This is a genomic window from Pseudomonas fulva (assembly GCF_023517795.1).
In the GTDB taxonomy this organism is placed as follows: domain Bacteria; phylum Pseudomonadota; class Gammaproteobacteria; order Pseudomonadales; family Pseudomonadaceae; genus Aquipseudomonas; species Aquipseudomonas fulva_D.
Genome location: NZ_CP082928.1, coordinates 1,218,786 through 1,234,220, shown reverse-complemented (window position 1 = coordinate 1,234,220; position 15,435 = coordinate 1,218,786). Strand labels below are relative to the sequence as shown.

Sequence of the window (15,435 nt, the reverse complement as noted above, 5' to 3'; positions counted from 1 at the left end):
TCGCGCGCATGGCTCGCTCCCACCGGATCGTTTTTATCGACGAAGGCTGTTTAAAACCCTTCCAGCACGATCTTGCCCTTGGCCTTGCCACTTTCCAATAGGGCATGGGCGCGGCGCAGGTTGTCGGCGTTGATGGTGCCGAAGTGCTCGCCCAGGGTGGTCTTCAGGGTGCCGGCGTCGACCAGATCGGCCACGCGGTTGAGCAGGCGGTGCTGCTCGATCATGTCGGCGGTTTCGAACAGCGAGCGGGTGAACATCAGTTCCCAGTGCAAGGAGATGCTCTTGCGCTTGAGCTTCATCACGTCCAGCGGCTGCAGCGGGTCATCGATCAGGGCCAGGCGGCCTTGCGGGGCCAGGGCTTCGACGATGGCATCGTAGTGCTGGTCGGTCTGGGTCAGGCTGGCCACGTGGGTGACCTGGGGGATGCCGATACGCACCAGTTCCGCGTTCAGCGGCTTGCTGTGGTCGATCACGTGGTGGGCGCCGAGCTCGCGGACCCAGGCCTCGGTTTGCGGGCGTGAGGCCGTGCCGATCACGGTCAGCCCGGTGAGCTGGCGGGCCAGTTGCACCAGGATCGAACCCACGCCACCGGCCGCGCCGATGATCAGCAGGCTCTGGCCCTGGTCGGCGGTGCCGTCGGCGACCTGCAGGCGGTCGAACAGCAGCTCCCAGGCGGTGATGGCGGTCAGTGGCAGGGCGGCGGCTTCGGCGAACGGCAGGCTGGTGGGTTTGCGACCGACAATGCGCTCATCGACCACATGCAGCTCGCTATTGGCGCCGGCGCGGTTGATGGCACCGGCGTAGGCGACTTCGTCACCGACCTTGAACAGCGTCACCTCACTGCCGACCGCCTTGACCACGCCGGTGGCATCCCAACCCAGGACCTTGGGCTGGCCGCCTTCCGGCGCCACGTTGCGGCGGATCTTGGTGTCCACCGGGTTCACCGAGATGGCCTTCACCTCCACCAGCAGGTCCCGCGGGCCGGGTGTGGGCGCGTCGAGCTGCAGATCCTGCAGCGCTTGCGGATTATCGATGGGCAATGACTGGTGGTAGGCGATGGCTTTCATGGGGTTTCCTCGCAATCAGGCGATAGGGTTCAGGGGTTGCAGGACGACACCTTGCAGCGCGTCGCCGCAGGTGGTCTTGAAGTGGCGGTAATGGTCGGTGGCCTGGTGAAAGGCGAGGGCGGCGCTGTCCTGCCACTGTTCGATCATCACGAATACATGGGCATCGTCCTGATGACGGTGCAGGTCGTACTGCAGGCAGCCGGCTTCGGCGCGGCTGGCGCCGACCAGCTGACGCAGGCCGGCTTCGATGAGGTCGGCCTGGCCGCTTCGGGCGGTGATGGTGGCAACCAGTGTCAGGGTCATGGTGGGGCTCCGCGAAAAGGTGGGACCATGCTCGTTTATTTGCTTGGCAAGAAAAACAGCGTGCAAGTAGAGTCTCTTTCAATATTTTTTTGAAAGTGAGCCATCGTGTTGCGCCTGGATGATCTGCAGATGTTCGTGCGTACTGCCGAAGTTGGCAGCCTGTCGGCGGCCGCTCGCCAACTCGATATCTCGCCTGCGGTGGCCAGTGCGGCGCTGAAACGCCTGGAGCTCGCGCTGCAGGTGCGCCTGTTCGCCCGTTCGACCCGCAGCCTGCGCCTGACTGCCGAGGGCGAGGCCTTTCTGCTGCATGCCCGGCAGGCGCTGCAGAGTCTCGACGCGGGGCGTCAGCAACTGGCGGGCAGCAAATCGGCGATCAGCGGGCCGCTGCAGCTCGCGGTACCGTCGGATTTTGGCCGCAATACCTTGCTGCCCTGGCTCGATACCTTTATGCAAACGCACCCGCAGGTGCAGCTGCGCCTGCTGCTCGGCGACCGGGTCACCGACCTGTTTCGCGAGCCCGTCGACATCGCCCTGCGCTATGGCGAGCCGGAGGACTCGAGCCTGGTAGCGCTGCCGGTGGCGGCGGGCAACCGGCGGGTGCTGTGCGCCGCACCGGCCTATCTGCAACGCCATGGCGAGCCGCGGCAGATCAGCGACCTGCGCGAGCACAACTGCCTGATCTACATGCTGGGCGGCCGCGCCTACGAGCGCTGGCGCTTTCACGAGGACGACCGCACCCATGGCCTGCAGGTCGCCGGTGATCGGCTCAGTGACGATGCCGATGTGGTGCGCCGCTGGGCGGTGGCGGGCGCGGGCGTGGTCTACAAGTCCTGGCTGGACGTGGCCGGCGACGTGCGCGCCGGGCGCCTGCAGGTGCTGCTGCCGGAGGTGCTTGGCGAGCCGACGCCACTCAACCTGATTTGCACCCACCGCGAGCAGTTGAGCAAGCCGGTGCACCTGCTGCGCGAGTTCGTGCAGGCGCGCTGTGCCGAGTTGCTGGCGCAGGCGCCGTGGCACCGTTAAGCTGCTGCGGCAATCCACCACAGCCCGATTACTGCCACTGCCCCTAAAATCGCCAGCCATGAACCTGTCCCGCTCTGATCGCTCGTTGCTCGCCTGGGTGCTGTATTTCAGCGTCCTGTTCAGCGCGCTCGCCTGTGCGGTCAGCCATGGGCAGATGACCGGTCTGCAGCTCAGCGGCATGGACGGTGGTTATTGCGGCCTGGATACCAGCGCAGGCGGTGGCGCTGCCATGGACATGGACGGTGCGGACGCAAACATGCCGATGCCGCTCATGGGCAGCGGTTGTTCGCTGTGCTCCACCTTCCTGGCGCTGGCCCTGGCGGCGTTCTTCGGCCTGCTCGGCCTGCTGCCCCGGCAACGCCTGGCCCCCCCACGCCCCTGCCCGGAACCCGGCGGGGCGGTGCGTTACCTCTGGCCCTCGGCCAACCCGCGTGCCTCACCCCTGATTGCCTGATTCGCTTCCTTGTCGTTGTCTGCAGCGCGCCTGGCGTTGTGGGCAATTCGCTTATGCACAGGATCGGGCTTCCCATGAAAAACGCGACACCCTCGTTCTACAACCTCGCCTGGCGCTGGCACTTCTATGCCGGGCTGTTCGTCATTCCCTTCATGATCATGCTGTCGCTGACCGGCATCATCTACCTGTTCAAGCCGCAGCTCGACCAACTGATGTATGCCGACCTGCTGCAGGTCGAGGCGAGCCCCCAGCAACTGACCGCCGACGAGATGCTCGGCCGGGTTCGGGCGGTTTATCCCCAGGGCAGCATCGGCAAGTACCTGCCGCCGGTGGACGCCAACAGCAGCGCCCAGTTCGTGGTGAAGGTCGGCGAGCGCACCCGCAATGTCTTCGTCGACCCCTACGGGGGCGCCATCCTCGGTACCCAGGACGCCCATGACAACCTGCAGGCCCTGGCGCGTGCGGTGCACGCCGATCTGTTGATCGGCACGCCAGGGGACCGGCTGATCGAACTGGCCGCCGGCTGGGGCGTGGTGTTGGTGGTGTCCGGGCTGTACCTGTGGTGGCCGCGCGGCCGCGGCGCTGGGGCTGGCGTGCTGTGGCCGCGGCTGTCGGCCCGTGGCCGGTTGCTGTGGCGCGACCTGCATGCGGTCACCGGTTTCTGGGGCGCCTTGCTGCTGCTGTTCATGCTGCTCACCGGCATGACCTGGACGGGTTTCTGGGGCAAGCAATTCGCCGGCGCCTGGAACCAGTTTCCGGCGGCCATGTGGGATCAGGTGCCGACCTCCGACCGCCAGGCCGGTGAGCTCAACCAGAGCCACAAGCAGACCGTGCCCTGGGCATTGGAAAACACCCCGCTGCCCGAGTCCGACCCCCATGCGGCGCACAACGGCGGGGCTGCGCCGATGTCCACCGCCAACCCCACCGTGGGCCTGCAGCAGGTAGTGGATATCGCCAGCGAGCGTGGCGTGCACCCGGGCTACAGCATCAGCTTCCCAACCACGCCGACCGGGGTCTACACCATCTCGGTGTTCGCCGACGATCCGCGCAACGACGCCACCCTGCATGTCGACCAGTACAGCGGCGCGGTGCTGGCGGACGTGCGCTGGGCCGACTACGGCCTGGCGGCGCGCGCCGTGGAGAGCGGGGTGATGCTGCACCAGGGCAAGCTCTTCGGCTTGCCCCATCAACTGTTCATCCTGTTCGTGTGCCTGATGATTCTGCTCAGCTCGGTCAGCGGCCTGGTCATGTGGTGGAAACGCCGGCCCAGTGGCGGCCTGGGCGTGCCGCCGCTGCGCCACGACCTGCCACGCTGGAAGGTCGGCGTGACGATCATGATCGCCCTGGGCGTGCTGTTCCCCCTGGTCGGCGCCTCGCTGTTGGCGATCTGGGCGCTGGATTTCCTGCTCCTGTCACGCCTCGGCGCCCGCCGCCTGGCCTGAACCTTGTCGGCCCCCTGGTGGCGGCCGAGACAACCGAATCCGATTGAAGGAGATGCACCATGACCCTGAAGAAACTGGCGCTGACCGCCGCACTGCTGGCTACCACCCTGCTGGCCACTGCCCATGAATACGACGTCGGCCAACTGCATATCGACCACCCCTGGTCGCGGGAAATGCCGCCGGTGGCGCCGACGGCCGCCGCCTACTTCGTGGTGCATAACAAAGGCGATGACGACGACCGCCTGCTCAGCGTCGAAACGCCGGTGGCCGGCAAGGCGGAGATCCACGAGCACGCCCACGTGGGCGGCATGATGAAGATGCAGCAGGTGCACAATGTGGTGATTCCCGCCGGCGGCGAAGTGAAGTTCGCCCCCATGGGCTACCACGTGATGCTGTTCAACCTGCAGCAGCAGGCCCAGGCCGGCGACCGCTTTCCCATGACCCTGACCTTCGAAAAGGCCGGGGCGGTGACGGTCGAGGTGGCGGTACAGAAGGATGAGCCGGCTGCCGAAGGTGGGCACGAGCATAAGGGGCATTGACGCTCAACCGCGCTCGTAGGGTGGACGGCGCCTCATCCGTCCACCGCAGCTGACCAGAATTATCGTGTCGTTGATGTCTCCGGTCCGTACAGCATTGCCCCAAAAGGAACCGAAAGGTGTAGCCCCGACATCCAGCCCAGGCTTCGCCGGGGTTCCCTCGTTCCATCGTCACTCCGAGGGCTCGCCGCGGAGGGCCATCCATGGCCCATCGCGGCTCTCGCGGCATCCATGCCGCTCAACCCTCTACGCAACGATTCCACTCGGCTTCCTGAAGGGGCAATTGGCGTTGCCTTAGCGTTCCGTGCAAAAAAGCACCAGAAAGCACAGGGTTGAACGGCACCCCGTAGCCTGGGTTGGCGCAGCGATACCCAGAAATCTGCCGCCCCGGGTATCGCTGCGCTCAACGGCGGGCTACCGGCGGTTCACACCAGCCTGGCATCGAGGCTGTTCTGCGCCAGGCGCTTGGCCTGGTCTTCGCTCATGCCCAGGCCTTCGTGCAGGGCCATGAAGTTCTCGGTGACATAGCCGCCGAAGTAGGCCGGGTCGTCGGAGTTGACCGTGACCTTCACGCCGCGCTCGAGCATGTCGAGGATGTTGTGCTGGCCCATGTGCTCGAACACGCAGAGCTTGGTGTTCGACAGTGGGCAGACGGTCAGCGGAATCTGCTCGTCGATGATGCGCTGCATCAGGCGCTGGTCTTCGCTGGCGCGCACGCCGTGGTCGATGCGCACGATCTTCAGCAGATCCAGGGCTTCCCAGATGTACTCGGGCGGGCCTTCCTCGCCGGCATGGGCCACCGCATGCAGGCCTTCGCTGCGGGCCTTGGCGAACACCCGCTGGAACAGGCGCGGCGGAAAGCCCTTCTCGGAACTGTCCAGGCCGACGCCGATAAAGGCATCGCGAAACGGCATGGCCTGCTCCAGCGTCTGGAAGGCTTGCTCTTCGGGCAGGTGGCGCAGGAAGGCGAGGATCAGGCCATGGCTGATGCCCAGCTGCTTCTCGCCCTCGACCAGTGCCCCCTTGATGCCGCGCATCACCACTTCGAAGGGAATGCCGCGGTCGGTGTGGGTCTGCGGGTCGAAAAACGGCTCGACGTGCACCACGTTCTGCGCCTGGCACTTGAGCAGGTAGGCCCAGGTCAGGTCGTAGAAGTCCTGCTCGGTGCGCAGCACGTCGGCGCCGCGGTAATACAGGTCGAGGAATTCCTGCAGGTTGTTGAAGGCATAGGCCGCGCGTAGCGCTTCGACATCGTTCCAGGGCAGGGCGATGCGGTTGCGCTCGGCCAGGGCGAACAGCAGTTCGGGCTCCAGGGAGCCTTCGAGGTGCAGGTGCAGTTCGGCCTTGGGCAGGGCGTTGAGCCAGTCGTACATGGGTAAATCTCGTTCAGTCAAAGCGTGGCCGCGGAGTTTACCTGCATGGCGCGAGGCGTGCGGCATCGCCTTGCCGAGCGGTACTGGAGTTGAATCATTTACAGGATGTTGCAGTCGGAGCAGGATCGATCCAACTGCCTTGAAAGGAATCGTCCATGTTCAACGCCATCAAGCAGGAATACTGGCTGCTGCTGGCCGTGCTTGCCGCCCTGATCGCCCTGCCGATGGAGCATGCCTTGCTCGGCCATGGCCAGGGCATCGCCCTGGCCGGTGCCCTGACGCTGATCGCCGCCATCGTCTGCGCCTCGCTGCGCGTCGCCCACCATGCCGAACAGCTGGCCGAGCGGGTCGGCGATCCCTACGGCACCATGATCCTCACCCTGTCGGCGGTGCTGGTCGAGGTGGTGATCCTGGCGATCATGATGAGCAACCAGGCATCGCCGACCCTGGTACGCGACACCATCTATTCGGCGGTGATGCTCGACATCAACGGCATCCTCGGCCTGGCCGCGCTGATGGGCGGCCTCAAGCACGGCGAGCAGCCCTACAACGACGACTCGGCGCGCAGCTACAGCGTGATGATCCTCACTGCCATGGGCATTTCCATGGTGGTGCCCGAGTTCATTCCCGAGGCGGACTGGAAGGCGTATTCGATGTTCACCATCGGCGCCATGCTGGTGCTCTACGCGGTGTTCCTGCGTATGCAGGTCGGTCCGCACAGCTACTTCTTCAGCTACAGCTACCCGGAGAAGAAGCACCGCGGCGGCGAGGGGCATGGCGAGGAGGCGTCCCAGGTCAACGTGGCCTGGTCGATCGGCGTGCTGGTGTTCGGGGTGATCGTCATCGGCGTGCTGGCCGAGGTGATGTCCCTGGCCCTGGACGTCGGCCTGGAGGGCAGCGGTGCACCGCCGGTGCTGACCGCCATCGTGGTGGCCGGCATTTCCGCGGCGCCGGAGATCCTTACCGCGCTCAGGGCGGCGCTGGCCAACCGCATGCAGTCGGTGGTCAATATCGCCCTGGGCGCGTCACTGTCGACGGTGATCCTGACCGTGCCGGTGATGGAGGCCATGGCACTGTACAGCGGCCAGCCGTTCCAGATGGCCATGACCCCGGTGCAGACGGTGATGGTGTTCATCACCCTGATCGTCTGCGCCATCAACCTCAACGATGGTGAGACCAACGCCATCGAGGGGATGACCCACTTCGTGCTGTTCGCCACCTTCATCATGCTGGCGATGCTGGGGCTTTAAGGGAGCTGAACGGTTGCGAGGTCTGTGACTTGGATCGGTGGGGGAATGGACTGTCGCCCATCCTACGGCCTAAGCGGCCTGTCCCATCCTACGGTTTGAGGCCAGCCTCATATCCTGCGGGAGCGGGCCATGCCCGCGAAGCGATCGCGCGCATGGCGCGCTCCCACGGGATGGCTGCTCAGGTCGCTTCACCTACCACCAACTGAAATTACAGAACTGTAGGATGGGCGCCAGCCCACCAAGCTACAGCCTGAATCCCGCTTACCAATCGATCTTCTGGCCCTGATAGTCGACGAAGTGGTGGCCGCCTTGGCCAGCGAAGCGTTCGACCTGGGCGATCAAACCGCGGCAGCTGTCGGCTACTTCGACCATGGCGTTTTCGCCGCCCATATCGGTCTTCACCCAGCCTGGATGCAGTGACAATACGGTCGGGCGCGGCTCTGGCAGCTCGCAGACGAAGCTGTTGGTCAGCGAGTTGAGCGCCGCCTTGCTGGCCTTGTACAACGCCAGGTTGTTGCCTTCCGGGTTGGCCACGCTGCCCAGCCCCGAACTCATGAACGCCAGCACGCCGGTCCGTGGGCGCAACTGACCGACCAGCCGTTCGGCCAGGCGGATCGGCGCGATGACGTTGGTCATGAACAGCTGACCGAGCTCCTCGGCGGTGGCCTGCGCAGCCGACTGATGGCTGGGGCCGATGATGCCGGCGTTGACGAACAGCAGGTCGAAGGTCTGGCCCTGCAGGCGCTGTGCCAGTGCATCCAGCGCGACGCTGTCGTCGATATCCAGTGATTCGATCTGCACGCCGTTCAAGGCCTGCAGCTCGCTGGCGCGGGCCGGGGTGCGCACCGTGGCGGTCACCTGCCAGCCATCGCCGTGCAGCTGGCGCACCAGGCCCAGGCCGATACCACGTGACGCACCGATGATCAGGGCCGTTCTGTTCGAGGGCATGACGAAACTCCGCTAATGGGCAAGGCCAACAGCTTAGCAAGGCTGCGTAACTGTTACCTCGCATTACTACATATTCACTGACAAATCATGGGCTTAGCGAGCCCGGTCATAAAGGTTCGCGAAAGGTTGGCTTTCTAGAGTCCGCGGCTCGTGTGCATGCCCGCACCGATTGAACAAGAAGAAGGAGAGCTCGGTTTGTTGACCCTGATTGGCCTGTTGACCATCGTTTGCCTGGTGGCCCTGTTACTCAGTGGGCGCATGTCGCCCGTCCTGCCCCTGATCATGGTGCCGCTGTTGGGCGCCTTCTGCGCCGGTTTCGGCCCGGCGGAAATCTCGGTGTTCTTTACCGATGGCGTCGGCCGGGTGATCAGCATCGCCACCATGTTCATCTTCGCCATCACCTTCTTCGGGGTGATGCAGGACACCGGCCTGTTCCGGCCGATCATCGGTTTCATGGTCAGGCTGACCCGCGGCAACGTGATCGCGGTGGCGGTGGCCACGGCGATCATCGGCATGCTCGCCCACCTGGACGGCGCCGGTGCGACCACCTTCCTGCTGACCATTCCGGCCCTGCTGCCGCTCTACAAACAGCTGCGCATGAGCCCCTACCTGATGCTGATGCTGCTGGCCATCGGCGCCGGCATTCTCAATATGGTGCCCTGGGCCGGCCCGCTGGGCCGCTCGGCGGCGGTAACGGGCATCGAGGTCACCGAACTGTGGCGGCCGCTGCTCGCCGTGCAGGGTGTCGGCGTGGTGCTGCTGGTGGCGATGGCGGCCTTGCTGGGCTGGCGCGAGCAGCGCCGTATCGCGCAAACCGGCGGCACGCTGATCGAGGATGGCGAGAGCGATCATATCGGCGACCCGGGTGCGCTCAGCGACGAGGAGCGTGCGCTCGAGCGTCCCGGCCGCATGTGGGTCAACGCCGGCCTGTTTTTCGCGGTGCTGGTCTCGCTGTTCACCGGCATCCTGCCGGCGGGCTACGTGTTCATGATCGGCCTGAGCCTGGCCCTGTTGATCAACTACCCGGACGGCAAACTGCAGATGAAACTGCTGGCCGCCCATTCGCCCGCAGCCTTGAGCATGGGCATGATCATCCTCGCCGCCGGCTCGATGCTCGGCATTCTCGCCGGTACCGGCATGCTCACCTCCATCGCCCAGGATCTGGTCAAGGTGCTGCCCGAACCCATGGTCGGCCAGCTGCACCTGATCCTTGGCTTCTTCGGCCTGCCGATGGAGTTCCTGCTGAGCACCGATGCCTACTACTTCGGTCTGTTGCCGGTGGTGCTGGAAGTGGTCGAAAGCCACGGTGTGGAGGCGGCCAGCGTGGTCTACGCGCTGATGATCGGCAACATCATCGGCACCTTTATCAGCCCCTTCTCGCCGGCGCTGTGGCTGGCGCTGGGTCTGGCGCGCCTGGAGATGGGCAAGCACATCCGCTACTCGTTCTGGTGGATGTGGCTGTTCTCGCTGCTGTTGCTCGGCGTAGCAGGCCTGCTCGGCCTGTTCTGAACGAGAAAGGCGCCGTGACGGCGCCTTTTTTGTTAGCGCCCCAGGCGCCGTAGCTCGTCGGACTCGACGATGCGCAGCCCTTCGCCTTCCTCCAGTGCCAGGCGCCACAGGGCGCGGGCCAGGGCCGTTACATCGATGGCGCGGTGCTTGCCCGGCAGCCAGCGCAGGAAGGGCGCGGCCAGCCGTTCACCAAGGCGAAACTCGTTGCGCGGGCCGAGCAGCAGGGACGGGCGGGCAATGGTCAGTTGCGGCCAGCCCTGGGCCTCGAGCGCTTGCTCGGTCTGCCCCTTGGTGCGGTTGTAGAAGACCGAAGAGTTCGCGTCGGCGCCGATGGCGCTGACCACCAGCAGGTGCCGCGCGCCCAGCTCCCGGGCACGGGCGGCAAAGGCCAGCACCAGGTCGTGATCGACGGCGCGAAAGGCATCCTGGGAACCGGCCTGCTTGATGGTGCTGCCCAGGCAGCAGAACGCCGTGTGCACCGGGCCACCGAGGGCGGGCAGCAGGTCGAGCAGTTCGCCGACCGGGTTTTCCAGGTGGGGGTGTTCGGCCAGCGGCTTGCGACTCGGGGCCAGCACGCGCTCGACGGTGGGTTCGTTGAGCAGGCGATCGAGCAGGTGTTCGCCGGTCATGCCCGAAGCGCCTGCCAGAAGAATGTGCTGGGGAGTCAAATACATGGTCGATCCTCGACTGCTATTCACTGTGAAGTTTAGAGGGCAATCGCCGATTTATCGTTCAAGGCGCTTCGCTGCCTGCCTGGCGTAGCGCATTCCAGCGCTGGAGTACCGCGGCAGGCGCCCAGATCTGCGGTTCCGACGGCTCGAAGCCATCGGCCTGCTCGCGCTCGGCCACCGCTGCGCGGGCCAGTCTGAAGGCCTCCTGCAGATCGCCGGTCTGCTGCAGCGCTTCGGCGAACAGGGCGCGGCCGAAGTAGGTGAAGTCGGCCTCCTCGGAGCAGCCGAATGACACCCGGTCGGCGCGGGCGGCGGTCATCAGCAGGGTCTTGTCGTCCTTCAGGGCGGGAATGAAGCCGCCGGAATAGCAGGCGGAAATCACCACCACCTTGTGGCGGTCGGCCAGGGGCTCGAGCAGATCGGCCAGCTCACTGGCGGGCAGGTCGGCGAGCTGCAGGCGCGGTTGGTCCAGGTTCAGCTCATGGGTGCGCGAGCCGTGGCTGGTCAGGTAGATGAACACCAGGTCTTCCGGCCCGCTGCGTTCGGCGATGGCCTGCACCGCGCGGCGCAGGTTCTCGCGGGTCGCCAGGGGGCGATCGGCCAGGTGATCGCGGTGGTTGGCCAGGGTGATGCGGCCATGGGCGGCGAACCGTTCGCTGAGCAGATCGGCGACGTAGTCGGCTTCGCGCAGGAACACGCTCTGCTTGCCGTCCCCGGCCAGGGTCAGGGCATAGAGCTCGCTACGTGGAGTGGAGGCCGGCAGCGCGGCGATGGCGCCCTCGAGCAGTTCGCCCTGCTTCAGCAGGCCGATTTCCAGGGGGTCGGGCAGCGCCTGGCCGTTTTCGTCGCGCACCCGCAGGCCCCGGTGCCAGGTGCCTTGCTGCCTGGTGCCGTCGGCGCCGACCAGGATGCCCTGGCCGTTGAACCGGCCATTGGCGAACTGGCCGTCATAGCGGCTGCCATCGGTGCCGCGGTATTCACCTGTACCGGTAAGGGCGCCCGCGACGAAGGTGCCGCTCCAGGACTCGCCGCTGGCGCTCTGGTAACGGCCCTTGCCATGGAACAGGCTGTCCTTGAGTTCGCCGTCGTAGCTGTCGCCCTCGCTGCCCCGGTAGCTGCCGGCGCCCTTGAGCTGGCCGCCTGCGAAGTGCCCGGAGAGCTGGTTGCCCAGTTCGTCTTCGCGCATGCCCTGGCCATCTGGCAGGCCCTTGGCGAACACGCCCTGGAAGCGGCTGCCGTCGGCCTGCTCGAGAACACCGAAGCCATGAAAGCGGCCCGCGCGAAACTGCCCGCGGTAGGTCTGCCCGGCTTCCTCCAGCACGCCTTCGCCGCTGAAGCGGCCCTGGTGGAAACCACCGCTGTAATGGCTGCCGTCGGCTTTCTGCAAGGTGCCTTGGCCGTCGTAGCGGCCGGCGGCGAACTCACCGACATAATGCTCGCCATCGACGCCTTGCCACTCGCCGGTGCCGTGGCGCTGGCCGTCGAGGAAATGGCCGACGTAGCGGCTGCCATCGGGATAATCGAGGCGGCCTTCGCCCTGCAGCCGGCCTGCGACCACCTCACCGTGATAGCGCGAACCGTCCGGCAGGATCGCGTCGGCGGGCAGCAGTGAAGCGCTCTGGCCACAGGCGGTGAGGGCGATGGTCAGGGCCAAAGGCGCGAGGCGAAGCATGGGGGACGTCCTGGTCAGGGAAGGGAGGCTGGCAGTATGCCGCAAAGCACCTGGCGGCGCGCTGCCGTGCTGAACCGCTCGACTGCAAGCGATCTGGCCCTGTTAAGCCGCCAGGGTTAGCGGCCTATAATGGCCGCCTTTGATGGTGGGCAAGCCGGTCGGCCTGTCGAGTTTGCGGGGGACAATCATGCTGCTTCGTGGCCTGTTCTGGCTGGTGCTGTGCCAACTGCTCGGCACGGCGATCAATGCGCTGTTGCTGCCGATGCTGCCGGGACCGATTCTCGGCATGTTGCTGCTGGTGGTGTTTCTGCTCTGCCGCGGCCAGGTCGATGAGCCGATCCAGCAGGCCGCCAGCGGCCTGCTCAAGTACCTGCCGCTGCTGCTGGTGCCGCCGGCAGTCGGGGTGATGGCCTACGCCGAGGCCATCGCCGCCGACTTCTGGGCGGTGATCGGCGCCCTGGTGTTGTCGCTGGTGCTGTCGCTGGTGTTCGCCGGCTGGATGATGCAGAAGCTGATCGAGCGCCAGGCGCGCCGCCGGGAGCAGCCATGATGCTCGACTGGCACGGCGCCTGGATGGCGGTCACCCATCATCCGCTGTTCGGCGCGGGCGTCACCCTGGGCGCCTACCAGTTGGCGATTGCCCTCTATGAGAGAACCCGCCTGGTGTTCCTGCAACCGGTGCTGGTGTCGACCATGCTGGTGATCGCCATCCTGCTGCTGTGCGGGCTGACCTTCACCGAGTACAAGACCAGCGCCGAGGCACTGACCATTTTCCTCGGCCCGGCCACCGTGGCGTTGGCGGTGCCGCTGTACCTGAACCTGCGGCGTATCCGCCAGGTGTTCTGGCCCACGCTGCTGACCCTGCTGGTCGCCGGCGTGGTGGCCACCGTGCTGGGGGTCGCCCTGGCCTGGCTGCTCGGCGCCGAGCACAACATGCTGATGAGCATGGCGCCCAAGTCCGTCACCTCGCCGATCGCCATGCTGGTGGCCAGCCAGATCGGTGGCCTGGCGGCACTGGCCGCGGTGTTCGTGATGATCACCGGGGTGCTGGGGGCGATCATCGGGCCGTCGTTGCTGCGCCTGTGCGGAGTGCGCAATCATGCTGCCATGGGCATGGCGCTGGGCATGACCGCCCACGCGGTCGGTACCTCCCGGGCCATGCAGGAGAGCGAGGAGTGCGGCGCCTTCGCGGCCCTGGCCATGAGCCTGATGGGCGTGTTCACGGCGATCCTGTTGCCCCTGGCCATCGTCTTGCTGAGTTGAGAGTCCTATGACCCTACCGCTATTTCCGCTGCACACCGTGCTGTTTCCCGGCTGCCAGCTGGACCTGCAGATCTTCGAAGCGCGCTACCTGGACATGATCAGCCGCTGCATGAAGCAGGGCGAAGGCTTTGGCGTGGTATGCATCGTCGAGGGCGACGAGGTCGGTGAGGCCGCCGAGCGCGTCGCGCAGATCGGCTGTGAAGCACGGATCACCGATTTCCAGCAGCGTCCCAATGGGCTGCTGGGCATTCGTGTCGAGGGCGGGCGGCGCTTTCGGGTCAAGCAGGCCCAGGTGCTGCCGGACAAGCTGACCCTGGCCCAGGTCGAGTGGCTGGAGGCGCAGCCCGAGCTGCCCCTGGGCGAGGAACATGCCGATCTGCTGGCGCTGCTCGGCGCCCTGGCCGAACACCCGATGGTCGCCAGCCTGGACATGGAAGGCGGTGCCGACAGCCAGGCCGAGCTGGCCGACAAGCTCGGCTACCTGTTGCCGTTCAGCGCCGAGCAGAAGATCGCCTTGCTGGCCGAGCCGGATGCCACCCGCCGCCTGGACATGCTCCAGGCCTGGGTGGAGGCGCTGCAGGGCGACGGCGCCGCTTAGTAGCGGTAGATCTCCACACCCTCTGACATCCGCAGCAGCGCCATGCCCGTCAGCAGCAGGGCGCAACTCGGTACGATCAGCCACCAGACCCTGGCCGGCAGTGGCGGCAGCGAGGCGAAGCGCTGCATCAGCGCCAGGCTCAGCGCACACAGGCTGCTGGCTAGCAGGGCACCGGCGATGATGTCGCTCGGCCAGTGCACGCCCAGGTAGACGCGTGACAGGGCGATGAGCAGGGCCGGCAGGCAGGCCAGCAATATCCAGGTCAGGCGCAGGCGGGCCGGTTGGCCACGGCCGGCCAGGATGGCGACGGTGAGAAAGAAGGCGAAGGCGGCCGAACTGTGCCCGCTGGGGAAGCTGTAGGTATGCAGCGGCTCGAGCAGCACATCGGGGCGCGCCCGCTCGAACAGGTTCTTGAGCATGCCGTTGGCCACCGCAGTGCTAAGCATGGCGCCGCCGGCGAACAGCAGCGCCTGCCATTTGCGGGCGAGCAGCAGCAGGATGCACAGCAGTGCGGCGACCGCCAGCTGCACGTCGAAGTCGCCGAAGTGGGTGATGATCACGGCGATGTGGTCGAAGCGCGGGTTGCGTTCTTCCTGGATCAGGGTCATCAGGCCCTGGTCCAGCTGGATCAGGTGCGGCCAGCCGATGAACAGGGCGACCAGCAGGATGGTGCCCAGACCGGCGGCGATCAGGCTGGCCTGATGCTGCTCGCGCAGGCTGCTCTGAACGGTCAGCACCAGCAACAAGGCCAGGCCGCCGGCCACCACCGCGGCCTGTGGCCAGAAACCATCGGGCAGCGGCAGGCGCAGGGCGGCGCCGGCAGCCCAGCCGGGCAGCAGGTAGGCGACCGCCCAGCCAGCGGCGGCCAGCATGCTGACGGCGATGAAGCGGCCAAGCGGCATGCTCAGCATGCCCGCCACCATTGGCAGCATCGGGCGCAACGGGCCGATGTAGCGGCCCAGCAGCAGGCTGGCCACGCCATAGCGTTCGAAGTAGGTTTCCGCGCCGCTCAGCCACTGCGGATGGCTGCGCAGGCCCGGCAGGCGGCGGATGTCCTGATGGAAATAGCGGCCCAGGGCGTAGGAGATGGCATCGCCCAGCAAGCCGCCGAAGTAGGCCAGCAGCAGGGTTTCCCACAGGCTCAGGGCGCCGTTGCCGGCCATCACGCCGACGGCGAACAGCAGCACGGTACCGGGAACGATGATGCCGGCAATGGCCAGGCACTCGATGCAGGCGATCAGGAAGATCGCCAGGCCCAGCCATTGCGGGTTGGCTGCCAGCCAGGTAGTCAGACTATCGAGCCATTGGCCCATGGATGGACACCTT

At 66.1% G+C, this 15,435-nt stretch carries 16 protein-coding genes; 9 read left to right on the top strand and 7 right to left on the bottom strand.

Features of this window, described 5'->3' with window-relative positions:
* Window positions 1-50 precede the first annotated feature (50 nt).
* Together K8U54_RS05610 and K8U54_RS05605 are read right to left on the bottom strand one after the other, a co-directional pair.
* Entirely contained in the window at window positions 51-1,067 is a 1,017-nt protein-coding gene (locus tag K8U54_RS05610) for a zinc-binding alcohol dehydrogenase family protein (protein WP_249909229.1), read from the bottom strand.
* 15 nt (window positions 1,068-1,082) lie between these two features.
* Window positions 1,083-1,370 (bottom strand): putative quinol monooxygenase, encoded by a 288-nt coding sequence (locus tag K8U54_RS05605; protein WP_249909228.1) that lies wholly within the window; start codon window positions 1,368-1,370, stop codon window positions 1,083-1,085.
* A gap of 105 nt (window positions 1,371-1,475) precedes the next feature.
* Here K8U54_RS05605 and K8U54_RS05600 point away from each other — a divergent pair, with 105 nt between their 5' ends.
* From K8U54_RS05600 to K8U54_RS05585, 4 genes are all read left to right on the top strand, one after another.
* The gene (locus tag K8U54_RS05600) at window positions 1,476-2,393 is read left to right on the top strand and encodes a LysR family transcriptional regulator (RefSeq protein WP_249909227.1); all 918 of its coding nucleotides are present in this window, start codon (window positions 1,476-1,478) and stop codon (window positions 2,391-2,393) included.
* 58 nt (window positions 2,394-2,451) lie between these two features.
* The gene (locus K8U54_RS05595) at window positions 2,452-2,847 is read left to right on the top strand and encodes a DUF2946 domain-containing protein (RefSeq protein WP_249909226.1); all 396 of its coding nucleotides are present in this window, start codon (window positions 2,452-2,454) and stop codon (window positions 2,845-2,847) included.
* 74 nt (window positions 2,848-2,921) lie between these two features.
* Window positions 2,922-4,289, top strand: coding sequence for a PepSY-associated TM helix domain-containing protein (locus K8U54_RS05590; protein ID WP_249909225.1), 1,368 nt, complete (start codon window positions 2,922-2,924; stop codon window positions 4,287-4,289).
* Between the two features lie 59 nt (window positions 4,290-4,348).
* Window positions 4,349-4,828 (top strand): copper chaperone PCu(A)C, encoded by a 480-nt coding sequence (locus K8U54_RS05585; protein ID WP_249909224.1) that lies wholly within the window; start codon window positions 4,349-4,351, stop codon window positions 4,826-4,828.
* Between the two features lie 422 nt (window positions 4,829-5,250).
* Here K8U54_RS05585 and K8U54_RS05580 read toward each other — a convergent pair whose 3' ends face one another.
* Window positions 5,251-6,198: an adenosine deaminase gene (locus K8U54_RS05580; RefSeq protein WP_249909223.1), complete on the bottom strand. Its 948-nt coding sequence runs from the start codon at window positions 6,196-6,198 to the stop codon at window positions 5,251-5,253.
* A gap of 155 nt (window positions 6,199-6,353) precedes the next feature.
* Between K8U54_RS05580 and K8U54_RS05575 the strand changes: the two genes are divergently transcribed.
* Complete coding sequence (locus K8U54_RS05575) at window positions 6,354-7,448, top strand: calcium:proton antiporter (RefSeq protein ID WP_249909222.1); 1,095 nt, start codon at window positions 6,354-6,356, stop codon at window positions 7,446-7,448.
* 261 nt (window positions 7,449-7,709) lie between these two features.
* Here the strand turns inward: K8U54_RS05575 and K8U54_RS05570 are convergent, their stop codons facing one another.
* A complete protein-coding gene (locus K8U54_RS05570) occupies window positions 7,710-8,396 on the bottom strand; it encodes an SDR family oxidoreductase (protein ID WP_249909221.1) in 687 nt (228 codons plus the stop codon).
* 195 nt (window positions 8,397-8,591) lie between these two features.
* Here K8U54_RS05570 and K8U54_RS05565 point away from each other — a divergent pair, with 195 nt between their 5' ends.
* A complete protein-coding gene (locus tag K8U54_RS05565) occupies window positions 8,592-9,905 on the top strand; it encodes a CitMHS family transporter (protein WP_249909220.1) in 1,314 nt (437 codons plus the stop codon).
* 32 nt (window positions 9,906-9,937) lie between these two features.
* Here K8U54_RS05565 and K8U54_RS05560 read toward each other — a convergent pair whose 3' ends face one another.
* Window positions 9,938-10,579: an oxidoreductase gene (locus tag K8U54_RS05560; protein ID WP_249909219.1), complete on the bottom strand. Its 642-nt coding sequence runs from the start codon at window positions 10,577-10,579 to the stop codon at window positions 9,938-9,940.
* A gap of 58 nt (window positions 10,580-10,637) precedes the next feature.
* Window positions 10,638-12,248, bottom strand: a complete 1,611-nt coding sequence (locus K8U54_RS05555; protein WP_249909218.1) for a C13 family peptidase — start codon at window positions 12,246-12,248, stop codon at window positions 10,638-10,640.
* A 187-nt stretch (window positions 12,249-12,435) separates the two neighbouring features.
* On the opposite strand from K8U54_RS05555, the gene K8U54_RS05550 reads away from it, so the two are divergent.
* From K8U54_RS05550 to K8U54_RS05540, 3 genes are read left to right on the top strand one after another with little or no spacing between them, the layout of a single operon-like run.
* The gene (locus tag K8U54_RS05550; protein ID WP_249909217.1) at window positions 12,436-12,798 is read left to right on the top strand and encodes a CidA/LrgA family protein; all 363 of its coding nucleotides are present in this window, start codon (window positions 12,436-12,438) and stop codon (window positions 12,796-12,798) included.
* A complete protein-coding gene (locus K8U54_RS05545; protein WP_249909216.1) occupies window positions 12,795-13,511 on the top strand; it encodes an LrgB family protein in 717 nt (238 codons plus the stop codon). The genes K8U54_RS05550 and K8U54_RS05545 overlap by 4 nt, the downstream gene beginning before the upstream one ends.
* 7 nt (window positions 13,512-13,518) lie before the next feature.
* Window positions 13,519-14,109 carry an LON peptidase substrate-binding domain-containing protein gene (locus K8U54_RS05540; RefSeq protein WP_249909215.1) on the top strand — a complete coding sequence of 197 codons (591 nt, stop codon included), beginning with the start codon at window positions 13,519-13,521 and terminating at the stop codon, window positions 14,107-14,109.
* On the opposite strand, the gene K8U54_RS05535 is transcribed toward K8U54_RS05540, so the two are convergent.
* Complete coding sequence (locus K8U54_RS05535) at window positions 14,106-15,422, bottom strand: bifunctional DedA family/phosphatase PAP2 family protein (protein ID WP_249909214.1); 1,317 nt, start codon at window positions 15,420-15,422, stop codon at window positions 14,106-14,108. The two genes, K8U54_RS05540 and K8U54_RS05535, sit on opposite strands and share 4 nt — an antisense overlap.
* Window positions 15,423-15,435 lie beyond the last annotated feature (13 nt).